The organism is Euzebya rosea (assembly GCF_003073135.1).
Classification (GTDB): Bacteria; Actinomycetota; Nitriliruptoria; order Euzebyales; family Euzebyaceae; genus Euzebya; species Euzebya rosea.
The window spans coordinates 25548-39796 of sequence record NZ_PGDQ01000021.1; the positions used below are offsets into that span (position 1 = coordinate 25548).

Annotated in this window: 13 protein-coding genes and 2 tRNA genes; 6 read left to right on the forward strand and 9 right to left on the reverse strand. The window is 72.0% G+C overall.

The window, feature by feature from the left end:
- Positions 1-18: 18 nt before the first annotated feature.
- Both CUC05_RS21780 and CUC05_RS21785 read right to left on the reverse strand, forming a co-directional pair.
- A complete protein-coding gene (locus CUC05_RS21780) occupies positions 19-1191 on the reverse strand; it encodes a D-alanine--D-alanine ligase family protein (RefSeq protein ID WP_108668252.1) in 1173 nt (390 codons plus the stop codon).
- Complete coding sequence (locus CUC05_RS21785; protein ID WP_205712484.1) at positions 1188-2213, reverse strand: NAD(P)H-dependent glycerol-3-phosphate dehydrogenase; 1026 nt, start codon at positions 2211-2213, stop codon at positions 1188-1190. Before CUC05_RS21785 ends, CUC05_RS21780 begins: the two co-directional genes overlap by 4 nt.
- Before the next feature lie 261 nt (positions 2214-2474).
- Between CUC05_RS21785 and CUC05_RS21790 the strand changes: the two genes are divergently transcribed.
- From CUC05_RS21790 to CUC05_RS21800, 3 genes are read left to right on the forward strand one after another with little or no spacing between them, the layout of a single operon-like run.
- On the forward strand, positions 2475-5759 hold the full coding sequence (locus CUC05_RS21790) for a cell wall-binding repeat-containing protein (RefSeq protein WP_157965872.1): 3285 nt from the start codon (positions 2475-2477) through the stop codon (positions 5757-5759).
- 52 nt (positions 5760-5811) lie between these two features.
- Positions 5812-6507: a 2-phospho-L-lactate guanylyltransferase gene (cofC, locus tag CUC05_RS21795; protein ID WP_157965873.1), complete on the forward strand. Its 696-nt coding sequence runs from the start codon at positions 5812-5814 to the stop codon at positions 6505-6507.
- A gap of 44 nt (positions 6508-6551) precedes the next feature.
- A complete protein-coding gene (locus CUC05_RS21800) occupies positions 6552-6758 on the forward strand; it encodes a cold-shock protein (RefSeq protein ID WP_108668255.1) in 207 nt (68 codons plus the stop codon).
- Positions 6759-6762: 4 nt separating this feature from the next.
- On the opposite strand, the gene CUC05_RS21805 is transcribed toward CUC05_RS21800, so the two are convergent.
- Complete coding sequence (locus CUC05_RS21805) at positions 6763-7032, reverse strand: SCO5555 family protein (protein WP_157965874.1); 270 nt, start codon at positions 7030-7032, stop codon at positions 6763-6765.
- Between the two features lie 24 nt (positions 7033-7056).
- Between CUC05_RS21805 and CUC05_RS21810 the strand changes: the two genes are divergently transcribed.
- Positions 7057-7419 carry a hypothetical protein gene (locus CUC05_RS21810; RefSeq protein WP_108668257.1) on the forward strand — a complete coding sequence of 121 codons (363 nt, stop codon included), beginning with the start codon at positions 7057-7059 and terminating at the stop codon, positions 7417-7419.
- Positions 7420-7599: 180 nt separating this feature from the next.
- Here the strand turns inward: CUC05_RS21810 and CUC05_RS21815 are convergent, their stop codons facing one another.
- The gene (locus CUC05_RS21815) at positions 7600-8532 is read right to left on the reverse strand and encodes a PrsW family intramembrane metalloprotease (RefSeq protein WP_108668258.1); all 933 of its coding nucleotides are present in this window, start codon (positions 8530-8532) and stop codon (positions 7600-7602) included.
- A 161-nt stretch (positions 8533-8693) separates the two neighbouring features.
- Here CUC05_RS21815 and CUC05_RS21820 point away from each other — a divergent pair.
- Together CUC05_RS21820 and CUC05_RS21825 are read left to right on the forward strand one after the other, a co-directional pair.
- Positions 8694-8765 (forward strand) — tRNA-Gln (locus CUC05_RS21820).
- A 74-nt stretch (positions 8766-8839) separates the two neighbouring features.
- Positions 8840-8913: transfer RNA gene (locus CUC05_RS21825), tRNA-Glu, on the forward strand.
- 92 nt (positions 8914-9005) lie between these two features.
- On the opposite strand, the gene CUC05_RS21830 is transcribed toward CUC05_RS21825, so the two are convergent.
- From CUC05_RS21830 to CUC05_RS21850, 5 genes are all read right to left on the reverse strand, one after another.
- Positions 9006-9662 carry an alpha-ketoglutarate-dependent dioxygenase AlkB gene (locus tag CUC05_RS21830; protein ID WP_108668259.1) on the reverse strand — a complete coding sequence of 219 codons (657 nt, stop codon included), beginning with the start codon at positions 9660-9662 and terminating at the stop codon, positions 9006-9008.
- A 62-nt stretch (positions 9663-9724) separates the two neighbouring features.
- A complete protein-coding gene (locus tag CUC05_RS21835; protein WP_108668260.1) occupies positions 9725-10483 on the reverse strand; it encodes a hypothetical protein in 759 nt (252 codons plus the stop codon).
- A gap of 10 nt (positions 10484-10493) precedes the next feature.
- Entirely contained in the window at positions 10494-12023 is a 1530-nt protein-coding gene (locus tag CUC05_RS21840) for a glutamate--tRNA ligase (protein WP_108668261.1), read from the reverse strand.
- Positions 12024-12410: 387 nt separating this feature from the next.
- The gene (locus CUC05_RS21845; RefSeq protein ID WP_108668262.1) at positions 12411-13178 is read right to left on the reverse strand and encodes a fumarylacetoacetate hydrolase family protein; all 768 of its coding nucleotides are present in this window, start codon (positions 13176-13178) and stop codon (positions 12411-12413) included.
- A gap of 78 nt (positions 13179-13256) precedes the next feature.
- Positions 13257-14249 (reverse strand): YihY/virulence factor BrkB family protein, encoded by a 993-nt coding sequence (locus CUC05_RS21850; RefSeq protein WP_108668263.1) that lies wholly within the window; start codon positions 14247-14249, stop codon positions 13257-13259.

Consider the following 14249-nt stretch of genomic DNA (forward strand, 5'->3'; position numbering starts at 1 on the left):
CCTCTCCCGGCACACCGATCAGGGCGAGTAGCGGAGCGACTCCTCGCTGGCCTCCATCGCGTAGGCCAGCAGGCGGTCGATGAGCTGGCGGAACGCCATCCCCTGGGCCTCCCACACGGGCGGGAACATCGACTGCGGGGTCAGGCCGGGGATCGTGTTGATCTCGTTGACCAGCACCTCGTCCCCGTCGGGCAGGTAGAAGAAGTCGACGCGGGCCAGCCCGCGGGCACCGACGGCGTCGTAGGCCTGCGCGGCGTAATCACGGCAGCGCTCGATCACGTCGTCGGGCACGTCGGCGGGGCACTGCAGCTTGACCGGCTCGAGGTACTTGGCGTCGAAGTCGTAGAACGACGCACCCGTGTGGATCGTCTCGCCCGGCGCGGTGATGACGGGGTCGTCGTTGCCGATGACGCCGCACTCCAGCTCGCGGACGCCGTCCAGGCCACGCTCGACGATGACCACCCGGTCGTAGCCCAGCGCATCCTCCACCCCGGCACGGAGGCTGGCGGTGTCGGTGCACCGGCTGATGCCGATCGACGACCCCTGACGGGCCGGCTTGGTGAACACCGGGTACTCCAGCAGCCCCTCGATCCGGGCGAGCTCACCCTCCGGATCGCGCTCCCAGTCGGCACGGCGAACGACGTCGTGGGCGACCTGGGGCAGCCCGGCCGCGGCGAACACGTGCTTCATCTGTCGCTTGTCCACCGCGATGGCGCTGGCGGCCACGTCAGCGCCGACATAGGGCACCCCGACGCTGGCCAGCAGCCCCTGGATGGTGCCGTCCTCCCCGTAGGGGCCGTGCAGCACCGGGAAGCAGATGTCGATCCCGCCGAGGTCGACGGTGCGACCCCGGTCGGCGTCGACGACGTCCTCGGCCCCTGCCTCGACGTCGTCGGGCAGCAGCATCAGGCGCGGGCCGACGCGCGTCTGGACCAGCGTCACCGTCTCGCCGTCCTCGGGCACCGCCGGAAGGGTGCCCTCGCGGGTCCGCGGCACGCCGTGTGGCATCAGCGTCCAGCGGCCGCTGCGGGTGATCCCGACGCTGACGACGTCGTAGATGTCGGGGTCGATGGCCCACAGCACCCCCCGGGCCGACAGGCACGACACCTCGTGCTCGCTGGATCGGCCCCCGAACAGGACCAGGACGCGCGGCTTGTCCGCCGTCTGCGTGTCGTCGGTTTCCTGGCTCATCCTCGTGCCTCCTCCATGCCGTGGAACTCCGACTTGGGAGATCGTCCCATGAGGGCCACGGCCATGTCCTGCGGGTCGAGCCCATCGTGGAGGACACGGACGACGTGCTCCACGATCGGCATCTCGACATCGTGGTCCCGCGCGATGCGTGCGATCGCGGGGGACGACTTCACTCCTTCTGCCACCATGTTCATCTCGTCGATGATCGTCGCGAGGGGCCGTCCCCGGCCCAGCTGCTCGCCGACGTGGCGGTTGCGCGACTGGGTGCTGGTGCACGTGGCGACCAGGTCGCCCATGCCGGCCAGCCCGGCGAAGGTCATGGCCCGTCCGCCGAGCGCGAGGCCCAGGCGGGTCATCTCCGCCAGGCCGCGGGTCAGCAGCATCGCCTTGGTGTTCTCGCCGTAGCCCATCCCGTCGGCCATGCCGGCGGCGAGGGCGATGGCGTTCTTGACGGCACCGCCCACCTCCACGCCGGTGCGGTCGGGGTTGGTGTAGACCCGGAACCACGGGGTGTGGCAGATCGCCTGCACCCGGGCGCAGATCGCCTCGTCGGGCCCGGCCACGACCGTCCCGGACGGGAAGCGCTGGGCGCACTCGCGGGCCAGGTTCGGCCCGCTGGCGACGACCGCGCGCTCGTCGGGCAGGTCCCAGGCGTCGCGGATGACCTCGCTGGCCCAGCGGCCCGTGTCCAGCGCGATGCCCTTGACCAGGCTGACCGCCACGGCGTCGCGCGGGACCAGGGCACGCCATGCGGCCAGGGAGTCGACGAGGGCGTGGGAGGGGACGGCGAGGACCACGATGTCGGCACCCGCCAGCGCCTCCTCCGGGTCGGGGGTGGCCCGCAACGCCTCGTTCAGCCCGATGTCGGGCAGGTACTCGGGGTTGCCGAGGCCCGCGTTGATCGTGTCGGCCACCTCGGGCCGGCGGGCCCACAGCCGCACCTCGGCGCCGGTGTCGGCGCAGATCGACCCGAAGGCGGTTCCCCAGGACCCCGCGCCCATGACCGCAACGGCGGTGGTCACGGCTGGCCTCCTCGGGGTCGACTGGCAGAACGCGGGTGCGTCGTCGGCGGGTCGCCGCCGGGTCCGCAGTCTACGGGCGAGGCCGACCTCGACGGCAGCACCCACGCTGGCCCGACCGGCCGACCCGTCGCGCCGGACCGTGTCGCCGACCCGACAATGTGGAGCGACAGTCCACTTCTCCTGTCCATTGTCCCACCGTCGGGTTACCCTGCCGACGGTCGGCCCGGGAGGGGTCGTCGCGGTCACCCGAAAGGTCTCTTCGTGCACAGACGTCTTCTGCTGCTAGCCCTCGTTCCCTGCCTGCTGGCGTCGCTGCTGGTCGCTGCCCCCGTGGCGGCGCACCCCGAACGGCCGGCGGAGTTCCCCGCCGGGGCGCTGGGCACACCGGCGTACCGCTTCGACGGGGACACCCACGTGGTGTGCAAGCCCGACACCGAGGCGCGCCTGCAGGTGCTGCCGGATGCGCTGCGCACCCGCAACGAGGCGCTGCTGGAGGACTGTGCGTTCGAGCACATCAACGAGGCGATCGCCGAGGTCGAGGCCAACGGCGAGCAGGGCAGCCGCATCCTGGTGATGCCCGGCGTGTACCGCGAGGAGCCCTACGTGGGCGCCGTCGACCCGGCGTGCCTCGAGATCGAGCCCCCCGCCGACGACGAGGGCGGCGGCATCATGGACATCGGCGCCATCCCCCTGCCGCCGATGCAGCAGCACGAGCTGTACCAGCAGGAGGACCCCACCGAGGACGAGGGCAACAACAACCCCGGCGCGCTGGTGCTGTCCTACGAGCAGCAGCGGGAGTGCCCGTTCCTGCAGAACCTCATCCCGATCCTCGGCGACACCGACGGTGACTCGGTCTGCGACAACGCGCTGTGCAACCTGCAGATCGAGGGCACCGGCGCCTCACCGCTTGACACCGTGATCGACGGCGACTACTCCCAGCTCAACGGCATCCGCGCCGACCGGGCCGACGGGCTGTACCTGCGGAACTTCACCGTCCAGCGGTTCGAGTTCAACGCCGTGTACATCATCGAGTCCGACGGGTTCGTCTTCGAGGAGATGATCACCCGCTGGAACGACGAGTACGGGTTCCTGTCCTTCGCCGTGGACCACGGGCTGTACCAGAACTGCGAGGGGTACGGCAACGGCGACTCCGCCATCTACCCGGGGTCGGCGACCGACCTCAACCAGGACGCGGGCCTCTTCGACGACAACGAGGGCCTGCGCTTCGGCACCGAGATCCGCGGCTGCCGTGGCCACCACAACACCCTCGGCTACTCCGGCACCGCCGGCAACTCCGTGCACACCCACCACAACGAGTTCGACCGCAACCTCGTCGGCGCGGCGACCGACTCGTTGTTCCCCGACCACCCCGGCCTGCCGCAGGACCACGCCTACTTCCACGACAACCTGTTCCACTCCAACAACACCGGCTACTACGAGCGTGACCTGCTGGCCGGCAAGTGCACCGGTCCGTTCAGCGAGCGCGACTACGACGAGGGGATCGTCTGCCCGGTGGTGCCCCTTCCCGTCGGGACCGGCCTGGTGCTGGCCGGCGGCAACTACAACCTCTTCGAGAACAACCGCGTCTACGACAACTGGCGCCAGGGCACCTTCCAGTTCTTCGTGCCGGCGACCCTTCGTGGCGAGGACGCCCCCGACAAGCAGTTCGACACCTCCAACTTCAACACCTGGCGCGGGTCGACCTACGGCGTGAACATCAACGGCCTGGCCCAGCCCAACGGCACCGACATGGTGTGGGACGGCGAGGGCGAGGGGAACTGCTGGACCGACAACGTCGGCATCGACGGTGGGGCCCCCACCACCGCTGTCGGCGACGGGTCGGGTGTGTTCCAGGTCCCGGGCATCCCGCTGCCCGGATGTGACCCCCGTCCGCCGTTCACGCCCGGACCGGGCATCGTCACGGCCGCGCAGTGCGCCTCCTACTCCCGTGGCAGCGAGCCCAACCCGCCCGGCTGCAACTGGTTCTCCACCCCGGAGCCGCCGGCGGACCGCACCCCGGAGGGGCCGACGGTCGACCGCCTGGCCGGTGCCGAGCGCATCGAGACCAACCTGATGACCTCCCGTGAGGCCTTCCCGGGTCAGTCCGCCAACGTCGTGCTGGCGACGGCCGACAACTTCGCCGACGCCCTTGCCGGTGCCCCGCTGGCGGCGCACCTCGAGGCCCCCCTGCTGATCACCCCGACCGGCGGCCTCGACGACCGCGTCGCCGAGGAGATCACCCGCTTGGGTGCCCAGCGTGTCTGGCTGCTCGGTGAGACGGCCGCCCTGTCCGACACCGTGGTCGCCGACCTCGAGGCGCTGGGGATCCGCGAGATCACCCGCGTCGGCGGCGCGAACCGCTTCGAGACGGCCACCCTGATCGCCGGGATGATCGGCTCCGGCAACGCCTTCCTCGTGGAGGGTGGCGACTTCGCCTCCGCGCTGTCGGCCTCCGCCGTCGGTGCGCTCGTCGGACGGCCCGTGCTGCTGACGTCGGCCGACACCATCTCCCCCGAGCTCGAGACCTTCCTCGAGGGCGGCCTGATGGTCGACATCCGCCTGGTCGGGTCGGCCGTGTCCGACGCGGTCATGGCGCAGCTGCCGGTCGTGCAGCCCCGCATCGTCGACATCGAACGGACCGCAGGGGCCGACGCGGTGGAGACGTCCGCGATGATGGCCGAGCTCGGCGTGCAGATCGGCCAGGACGACACGGAGCTGTGGATCGCCACGGTCGACAACTGGCCGGACGCGCTCGGCGCAGCCGCGGCTGCCGCCGTCGACGAGGGCGTCCTGCTGCAGGTGCCGGCCTCGCTGGACGGCGAGTCGCCGGTGCTCGACTACATCACCGAGAAGAACTCGATCCTCGAGCACATCCGCATCGCCGGTGGGACCGCCGCCGTCAGCCAGGAGGTGGAGGACACCATCCTCACCGCCACCGGCGGCGTCACCGGCGACGTCCGCGGAGACCGGTCGCACGGGACCTTCGTGTCCACCGGATCCTTCGCCCCGCTCCCCGACGTCGACCAGGCCTACGCCGGCGTCACCGGCACCGCCACGATGGTCCGGACCATCCACGGCACCACCGAGGTCGAGGTCCTGGTCGAGGGCATGCCGGCCAACACCTTCGCGCCGGTCCACCTTCACGTGGACTCGTGCGACGTGGCCGGCGGTGACCACTTCCAGTTCGTGCCCGGTGGATCGATGATGCCGCCCAACGAGATCCACCCGCGCTTCACCTCCGACGCGGTCGGCGTGGGTCGCGGCACCGACACGGCGTTCGCCATCGCCGGCAACGACGCCCGCTCGGTGGTCATCCACGACCCCGACGGCAACAAGGTCGCCTGCGCGGAGTTCGACGGACCCGAGATCCCCGACGGTGCGGCGACCACCCCGGCGCTGGCCTCGTTCATGGCACCGGAGCTCGCGATGGGCGACGACGACGGCGGCATGCCGGCGTGGCTGTGGTACGCGGTGGCCGGCTGGATCATGGTCAGCCTGCTGCTGGGCTGGGTCCCGCGTCGGGCCCGTGCCCGTCGGGCTGGCTGACGCCAGCACGAGGATGCGTTGACACGACCGGGAGCGACGTAGGCTCCCGGTCGTGGTTTGTCCGGACCGAGTCGCTGGCGATCGCCCCCCTCCGGCGGTCGTGGCGGTCGTGCCGCTGAAGGCCATCGGCTCGTCCAAGACGCGGATGGCGCCGGCGTTGTCCCCCGACGACCGGGCGCTGCTGCTGCGCCGCACGTTCGACCGGGTCGTTGCGGCCGCCAGGCGATGTGTGGCCGTGACCGAGGTGCTGGTCGTCGTCGGTGACGACCGTGGGGCTGCCTGGGCGATGATGTCCGGCGCGTCGGTGGTCCGGGAGACCCCCGGGCCCGGCGGGCTCAACGCCGCGCTGGCCGAGGCGGACGCCTCGCTGGCCGACACTGCGACGCTGGTGATCCCCGCCGACCTGCCCCTGGTGACCGCCGAGGACCTCGACGCCATGGTCGACGCGCTCCCGGGTGTCCCCGGAGTGGTCGTGTGCCCGACGGCGGACGGTGGCACCGGTGGCCTGTTGCGTGCGCCGGGAGGGGTCGTGCCGCCGTGCTACGGGCCCGGGTCAGCCGACGCCCACGTCGACGCTGCCCGGCGGGTGGGCGTGCCCGTGCGTCGCCTCCTCCTCCCCGGGCTGGCCCTGGACCTGGACCGGCCGAGCGACATCGCCCTCGCCGGCGGGTGGCGGGCAGTGACGGCGGGCGGCCGCGGGTCCGTCGACTCGGAGACCGGGCCGGTCGAGCGGTACCCTCACCGCTGACCCGAAACGGGCCGACGTCCGGCCCAACGACTCAAGGAGATGCGATGCCGCAGGGCACGATCAAATCGTTCGACCACGGCACCCGGTCGGGCAGCCTGGTCCTGGACGACATGACCGAGTTCACCTACGACACCGCCACCTTCCAGGCCTCCGCGCTCGCCGAGCTGCGGATCGGCCAGCGCGTGCGCTTCGACCTGGAGGGCAGCGACGACGATCGGCGCGTCACCAACCTCCAGCTCGTCTCGCTGTAGCGGGTCAGGCGGGGGGGCTCGCGGGGGTACGCGGCCCGACGGTGTCCTCCCACTCCTGCCAGTAGCGCTCCATGCGGCCAGCGGCGGTCGCGACGTCGTGCTTGGAGGAGTTGGTGATGGCGATCAGCCGCTGCTGCCAGCGCTGCTTGTCCTCCACCGGGATGTCGGCCGGCCCGAGCGCGGCGAACGCCTGCTTGAGCTCCTCCGCGAGGTCGAGCGTGGGGTCGTTCGCGGCGGGGCTGCTGGTGGGGGCGGTGGGCTGCTGATCGGCCATGTCCACCAGCGTACGCTTGAGCTCGTGAACGCACTCACGAGCTCTCGGACCGCCGCCGTCATCGCCGGGATCGCCGCCTTCGGCAACCTGCTGCTGGGGATCGCCCACACGGGGGTGACGGTGCCGTTGCTGTCCCGCATCGGCCCCCAGGGCGGCGCCGTTCCCCCGGCCGTCGTGGCCTTCGGCGTGGGCACCCTCGTCTTCGCGGTGCTGGCGTGGGGGCTGTGGCGCGGTGCGGCGTGGGCACGCTGGGTCGGACTGGCCGTCTGTGCCCTTGCCATCCTCAGCGGGATCGGCCAGTTCCGCGGCGTCGTCAGCGCCGCCGGCATCGTCCTGGCCGTGGCCCTGGGCGCCCTCCTCCTCCGCCCGCCCACCCCGGCGGAGTAACCCCTCCCGCGGCGCCGTGTGCGTCGGGTGGCGACCGGCGCGATCGGGGCCTCCGTCGTCCATGGCCGACGACCGGCACGATCCGTCCGGCTGGTGGGCCTCCCGTTCGGCGCGATCGGGGCCTCCGTCGTCCATGGCCGACGACCGGCACGATCCGCTCGACCACCCTGCGGCCCGTGGTCAGCCTCGAGGACGGCGACCGGGAGGCCTCGGCGGCCCGTCCGGGCGTCGGGATGGCGGACCTGGATGGGGAGGAGGGGGCTCGGGCCACGTCGGGGGCCGCGAACCGGGCGGTGGTGGGCCGCCGCGCCACTGGACCGGCTCACCGCCGGTCGGCCACGTCCCCGGGACGCCGAAGCGCTCGGGGACCCAGTACCGCTCGGGCACGACGGCGCGAGCCACGAACGGGGAGCGCTCGAGCGCACCCTTGACCAGCTGGGCGTAGACGACGACGGGGATGACCAGGACAAGGAAGCTGGCGGTGTTCCACAGGGCGTGCACCAGCATCGCCAGCAGGACGAACCCGATCGCCGTGGTGACCGGGCGGCCCTCCAGCCGACGCCGCGACATCCCGTAGCCGGCGATGCCGCTGGCGGTGGCGTGCAGCACCGCCGATCCCATCCCCCGAAGGAACGCGGTCACCGCGAAGCACTCCAGCCCCGCGTCGCAGAAGTCGATCGGCGAGCCCAACGGCCCGACGCCCATCCACGCCTGGATCAGGTAGTCCGTCGTCTCGGCCGCCGCGAAGCCCAGCCCGACGGTGGTGCCGTAGATGATCCCGTCCATCGGCTCGTTGAAGGCCCTGCTGCGCCACGCCCCGAGCTTGGTGCCCCAGTACTTCAGCGTCTCCTCCGTCACCGGCGCGATGCCGATGGCCAGGACGGGCAGTAGGAGCAGCGCCCGCTCCCCCGACAGGTCCCCGCCGGCGATGACGAGCAGCGCCACCGCGTTGACGACCCCGGCCACGAACGCCACCGGCAGCGCACCGATGAGGAACAGCCTGATGATCAGCCCGATGGGCTCGGGATCGTGGCGGTCGCGGCTGTAGAAGAACCACAGCCACAGGAGGCAGGGCAGGACCGCCCCGGCCAGGGCGAGCAGGAACAGCGACATGGTGGCGGCAAGCCTGCCACGAACAGGGCCGACCGGACCGTCCGGACAGGGCGCGCTCGTGATCCGAGGAACAAACCCGACTCCCGAGTTGGACGACTCGGGGAGGCGCTGCTACTCTCTTGCATCCGCCGCCGCCCAAGTCAGGCAGGTGGCGGACCCTTTCCGGGGTGGTGTAATTGGCAACACAGCTGGTTCTGGTCCAGTCATTGAGGGTTCAAGTCCTTCCCCCGGAGCGAGGGTGAGCCACAACACTCACCCGGCACAAGCAGAGCAAGGAACGGCAAGCACCGAACCGCGCTCGACATATGGTCCCGTCGTCTAGCTGGCCTAGGACGCGGCCCTCTCAAGGCTGAAACGGGAGTTCGAATCTCCTCGGGACTACACAACACGAACGGCCGCTCGACCCAGCTATCGAGCGGCCGTTCTGCTGCCCGGACATCCGAGCAGTGACAGGGGGAGGGGTTGTGCGCGGGTCACCGTGCCGACGGCGGTCGACCGCCGCCACCGTCCCAGTCCTCGGTACGGAACATGACGCAGATCCGCGGGCCGGACCGCGCGACCTTGGGCACGGCGTGCTGCCACGTCCGCTGGCAGGTCCCGCCCATGACGGCGAGGTCCCCGCGGCCGAGCGACCAGCCGACGCTCCTGCCCCCACCGCGGGGACGCATCTTGAACGGCCGCGGATGCCCCAGCGACACCACGGCCACCGTCGCGGTCGGCAGGGTGCGCAGGTGCGTGTCGCCGTGCCAGGCCACCGAGTCGGAGCCGTCGCGGTACAGGTTGGCCGACACGCGGGTCAGCGGCACGCCGTAGCGGGCCGAGAGCGACGCCGACATCGCCTTGATGGGCTCCAGCCCGGGCGGCAGGGCCGAGCCGGACCAGCTGACCGACAACCGGGGCTGCTCGACCACCTTGTCGAACATCGGCCGCGTCCACACCTGCCAGTCGGCGGCCTCCAGGACCGCTTCGAACAACGACTCGTGCCCGCTGACCCACCCGCGGGAGAGGTCGACCCACGCGCCCCGGTCGAGGCGAACCCGTTGGACGTCGGCGAACGACGGGTCGTGGGTGATCCCGTCGTCGAGGTCGAGCAGGGAGGGCTGGCGGGCGATGACCGGCGTTGCGCTCATGCCCCCAGCGTAGAACAGGTGTTCGATTCGCGCCAGCAGTCACAGCGCCCGCACCCGACGGGTCAGCCGGTCGAGCGACGACCCTCCGGCGGCTCGGACTCCCCCGAGAGGCTCCGGAGGGCCTGCTGGCGGTGGGCCACCCAGTCGTTGAGGGCCGACAGCTCCTCAAGCGCCCGTTGTTGCCGGTCCTCGCGGCTGCCCGGTCGGACCGGTCCGAGCGTGGCCACCAGCTCCTCCAGCTCGGCCAGGGCCTGCTCGACGCGGTCCTGCAGCGCCGTGACCCCGTCGACGAGGCCGACCTCCCGCTCCGGCACGACGGAGTCGTCGAGCAGCATGTCCTCCACCATCTCCGCCTCTGCCTCCGCCAGCAACGGCACGGCGTCACGCAGGTTGACGGCGGACAGGTAGGCCACCCGCCGGCCGGCGAGGACGACCTCCACCAGCGACGGATCCCCCTCGGCGCCGTCCAGCGCCCCCACGGCGGCGAGCAGGCGAACCGCCAGCGCGTCCTGACGGGCGGCGATCGGGACCAGCGCGGCCGGCGGGCCGTCCTCCTCCGCGGAGGTGAAGCGCAGCTCGGAACCGTGCACCACCGGGTCCTCCATGCCTCGCTGCACGATCGCACCCAGGCCCAGCCCGACGACACCGGCAGCGACGGTCGGCCAGGCCCACCCCTCGATCACGTCGAAGGCGGTCAGCCCGAGGACGACCAGCAGCGCCATGAAGGCAAGCCCGCCGATCCCCCACGCGGCGTCGCCCAGGCCCCAGCGGAGCCGAGCTGCGCGGGAGGCGTCGGGATCGGTGATGGAGTCGGCCGCCACGGCGGGAAGGCTACTCCCCTGCCTGGACCTTCGATCGGCCGTCGCGGACACGTGCCAGGACCCATTCGCGGTCCAGGGCGGCCAGGGTCTCGGGCAGCGGCGGGCTGACGGCCGACCCGGTCACGACGACGCGGACGGGCTGCATGGCCTTGCCCATCCCGACCTCCAGGGCCTCCGTCGCCTCGGTGAAGACGGCCATGATCGACTCGGCGTCCCAGGACTCCAGCGCCTCCAGGCGAGGGGTGACGAAGTCCAGCACGTCCCCGGCGGCCGGCTTGAGCCACTTCTTGATCGCCTTGTCGTCCCACTCGACCTCGTCGCGGAAGGCGAACGCGACGAACGGCACGGCGTCGTTGAGGGTCTGCGAACGGTCCTTCAGGTGCGGGGCGAGGGCGGCGATGAGCGCGACGTCGGCCTCGGGCGCCGGGTCGGCCACCAGGCCGGCGCGCTGGAAGACGGGCACGAGCGCTGCGGCGAAGTCGGCGTCGGACATGGCCTTGATCGCATCGCCGTTGAGGGACCGCAGCTTGGCGGTGTCGAAGAACGCGGGGCTGGGGTTGACCCGATCGAAGGAGAAGGCCTCGACGAGCTCCGGGACGGTGAACCGCTCGGTCGTGCCGTCAAGCGACCAGCCGCACAGCGCCAGGAAGTTCATCATCACGTCGGGCAGCATGCCCTCGGCCTCGAACGCCTCGATCGCGACGTCGCCGTGCCGCTTGGACAGCTTCTTGCGGTCCTCGCCGACCAGCAGCGGCATGTGGGCGTAGGTGAGGGAGTCGGGCCAGGCGTCCTCGCGGGCGGGGAAGTCCACGTCGGCCAGGGCCGCGTCGAGGATCCCGTCGGCGGTCAGCAGCTGGGTCATCAAGATCTGTCGGGGGGTGGCCGACAGCAGGTCCTCACCTCGGGCGACGAACCCGACGCCCTGGGCGATGTCGTCGACGACGTTGGCCAGCTGGTAGGTCGGCGAGCCGTCGGCGCGGGTGATGACGAAGTCGCCGATCTCGGCCCACTGGAAGGTCACCGTGCCGCGCACGCCGTCCTCCCACGACACCTCGCCCTCGTCGGGAGTGCGGACTCGGAGGACGGGCTCGCGACCCTCGGCCCGGTAGGCGGCACGCTGCTCGTCGGTCAGGTCGCGGTGGCCGGTCTTGTAGGGCTGGTTGGACGCCCGCAGCGCCTCCAGCTCCTCGGGGGTCTCGAACGCCTCGTAGGCGTGGCCGGCCTCGAGCAGCCGACGAGCGACCGCGTCGTGGAGGGGGCGGCGCTGGGACTGCAGGTAGGGACCGTGGTCACCGCGTGCCTCGAACTCGCCGATCGCGGGCCCCTCGTCCCAGGTCAGGCCGAGCCAGTCCAGCGCCTGCATCATGCCGGCCGCGGACTCCAGAGTCGCCCGCTCGGCGTCGGTGTCCTCGATGCGCAGCACGAAGGTGCCGTCGTGGCGACGGGCCCACAGCCAGTTGAACAGGGCGGTGCGGGCACCACCGACGTGCAGCCAGCCGGACGGGGCAGGACAGAACCGGACGCGAAGAGGAGTGCTCATGGGGGCCGCATGGTAGTCGGGCCGACGACGCCGCCCACCCGGTCACGCGGCCGGGGCCGACCACCGCGGCCGGGGCGACGGCGGGGCCGGGTCGACGGCGGGGCCGGGTCGACGGCGGGGCCGACCACCGCGGCCGGGGCGACGGCGGGGCCGACCACGAGACGGCGGGGCCGACCAGGAGTTGTGCACTTCAGTGCCCCACGTGGCTGAGCTGCACGAGACCCGAGCCGTCTCGTGCACCTCAGCCCGACACGTGGCCAAGGTGAACAATTCGGGCGGCGCGCCCGGGCCGAGCCGGCGCGCCCGGGCCGAGCCGGGCCACCCCGCCGACCGAGCCGGGCCACCCCGCCGCCAGGGCCACCCCGCCGCCCGGGCCGGCCGGTCCGGCTATGCCGCGGTGACGGTGTTGCGGAGGATGCCCAGGCCCTCGACCTCGACCTCGACGGTGTCGCCGTCGGCGAGCGGGCCGACGCCGGAGGGGGTGCCGGTCAGGATGACGTCGCCCGGGAGCAGCGTGGCGAAGGACGAGCACCACTCCACCAGCTCGCCGACCCCGAAGACCAGGTCGTCCAGCGAGCCCTCCTGGCGGGCCTCGCCGTTGACGCGACAGCGGACCTTCGCACCCGACGACGGGTCGAAGTCGGTGTCGATCCACGGGCCCAGCGGGGCGAACGTGTCGAACCCCTTGGCCCGCGTCCACTGGCCGTCGCTGCGCTGCAGGTCGCGGGCGGTGACGTCGTTGGCGCAGGTGTAGCCCATGATGACCTTGTGGGCGTCGGCGGCCGGCACGTTGCGGGCGACCGCACCGATGACGATCGCGAGCTCGGCCTCGTGGTGGACCTCCTCGCTCTGCGTCGGCAGGACGATCGTGCCGTCCTGGCCGATCACGGCGGTGGAGGGCTTGGAGAAGATCAGCGGCTGCGCCGGCACGTCCCCGCCCATCTCCGCGGCGTGGGCGGCGTAGTTCTTGCCGACGCACAGCAGCTTGGTGGGCAGCACCGGTGGCAGCAGGGTGACCTTCTCCATCGGGGCGACCATCTCGGTCAGCGTGTACTCGCTGAACGGGTTGCCCTGCAGGAGGATGACGTGCTGGCCGTCGGCGTGGAGTGCGGCCCAGGCGGGGCCGTCGGGGCGGGAGACTCGGACGAAGCGCATGGCCCACGATGATGGCACGCCCGGCGCCGGATGTGCGCCGCGCCCCTCAGGTCCCGCCCCCGGCCCCGCCCCCGGCCCTCACCCCTGCCCGTCGGACGTGCCGTTGTTGCGCAGCCGTCGGACCTCGGTGACCGCCCGGCGTCCCATCTGCCCGAGGGTCGGCACGTCCGGCGGCGGGTCACCGGCGGGGTGGGCACGTTCGATCTCGGCGTTCAGCTCGCCGCCGATCAGCAACGACATCGCCAGCAGCCACACCCACAGCAGGATGGCCAGTGGTGCGGCCAGCGGCGCGTACACGGCCTCACCGCCGAAGGCGAAGCTGGTGTAGGTCCGCAACCCCAGGCTGGCCAGCAACCCGAGCACCGCCGCGAGCACCGCACCGGGCAGCTCGCGGTGGAACGGGGTCCGCCAGGGCGTGGCCCAGTGGTACAGGGCCGCCAGCAGGGCCGTCCCGAGGAGGATGGCGACCGGCCAGTAGAGGAACCGCCACGTCTCGGCGAGCAGGAACTGCACGCCCAGCCGGTCCTCGATGATCTCGCCCATCCGCGGGCCGGCGACGACCAGCGGGATCACGACCAGCCCGCCGAGGAAGATCACGAGGGTGAAGCCGAAGCCCAGCAGGACGCTGACCCAGCCGGGCCGCGTGTCCTCCAGGTCGTAGGCGATGGTCAGCGCATGCACGACCACCCGCAGGGCACGGCTGGCGGAGAACAACGTCGTCAGGAACGACAACGACACCACCGACCCCGACCCCTCCGTCAGCAGGCTCTCCAGCGTCGGACGGATGGTTGCGTCGACGGTGTCGGTGGCGAACACCTGAGCTGCCAGATCGACCATCTGGGTGATCAGCTGCACCTCGACGTCCGTGCCGAGCACGTCACCGACGAACCCGGCGGAGGCGACGACGGTCAGCAGCAGGGGCGGCAGGCTGAGCAGCATCCAGAAGGCGATCTCGGCGGCGAGGCCGGTCACCCGGTCGTCTGCGGACTCCTTGCCGGTGTCGACCAGGACCTGCACCGCACCCCGGACGCGTGGCGGGAGGCGCCCGATGAGGCGCTGGATCCTGCTCAT

Bases quoted from the DNA above. Each gene is read 5' to 3' on its own strand.
- CUC05_RS21840 (WP_108668261.1), bottom strand. From the start codon at position 12,023: ATGAGCACTCCTCTTCGCGTCCGGTTCTGTCCTGCCCCGTCCGGCTGG.
- CUC05_RS21845 (WP_108668262.1), bottom strand. From the start codon at position 13,178: ATGCGCTTCGTCCGAGTCTCCCGCCCCGACGGCCCCGCCTGGGCCGCA.
- CUC05_RS21780 (WP_108668252.1), bottom strand. From the start codon at position 1,191: ATGAGCCAGGAAACCGACGACACGCAGACGGCGGACAAGCCGCGCGTC.
- CUC05_RS21800 (WP_108668255.1), top strand. From the start codon at position 6,552: ATGCCGCAGGGCACGATCAAATCGTTCGACCACGGCACCCGGTCGGGC.
- CUC05_RS21850 (WP_108668263.1), bottom strand. From the start codon at position 14,249: ATGAGCAGGATCCAGCGCCTCATCGGGCGCCTCCCGCCACGCGTCCGG.
- CUC05_RS21815 (WP_108668258.1), bottom strand. From the start codon at position 8,532: ATGTCGCTGTTCCTGCTCGCCCTGGCCGGGGCGGTCCTGCCCTGCCTC.
- CUC05_RS21805 (WP_157965874.1), bottom strand. From the start codon at position 7,032: ATGGCCGATCAGCAGCCCACCGCCCCCACCAGCAGCCCCGCCGCGAAC.
- CUC05_RS21830 (WP_108668259.1), bottom strand. From the start codon at position 9,662: ATGAGCGCAACGCCGGTCATCGCCCGCCAGCCCTCCCTGCTCGACCTC.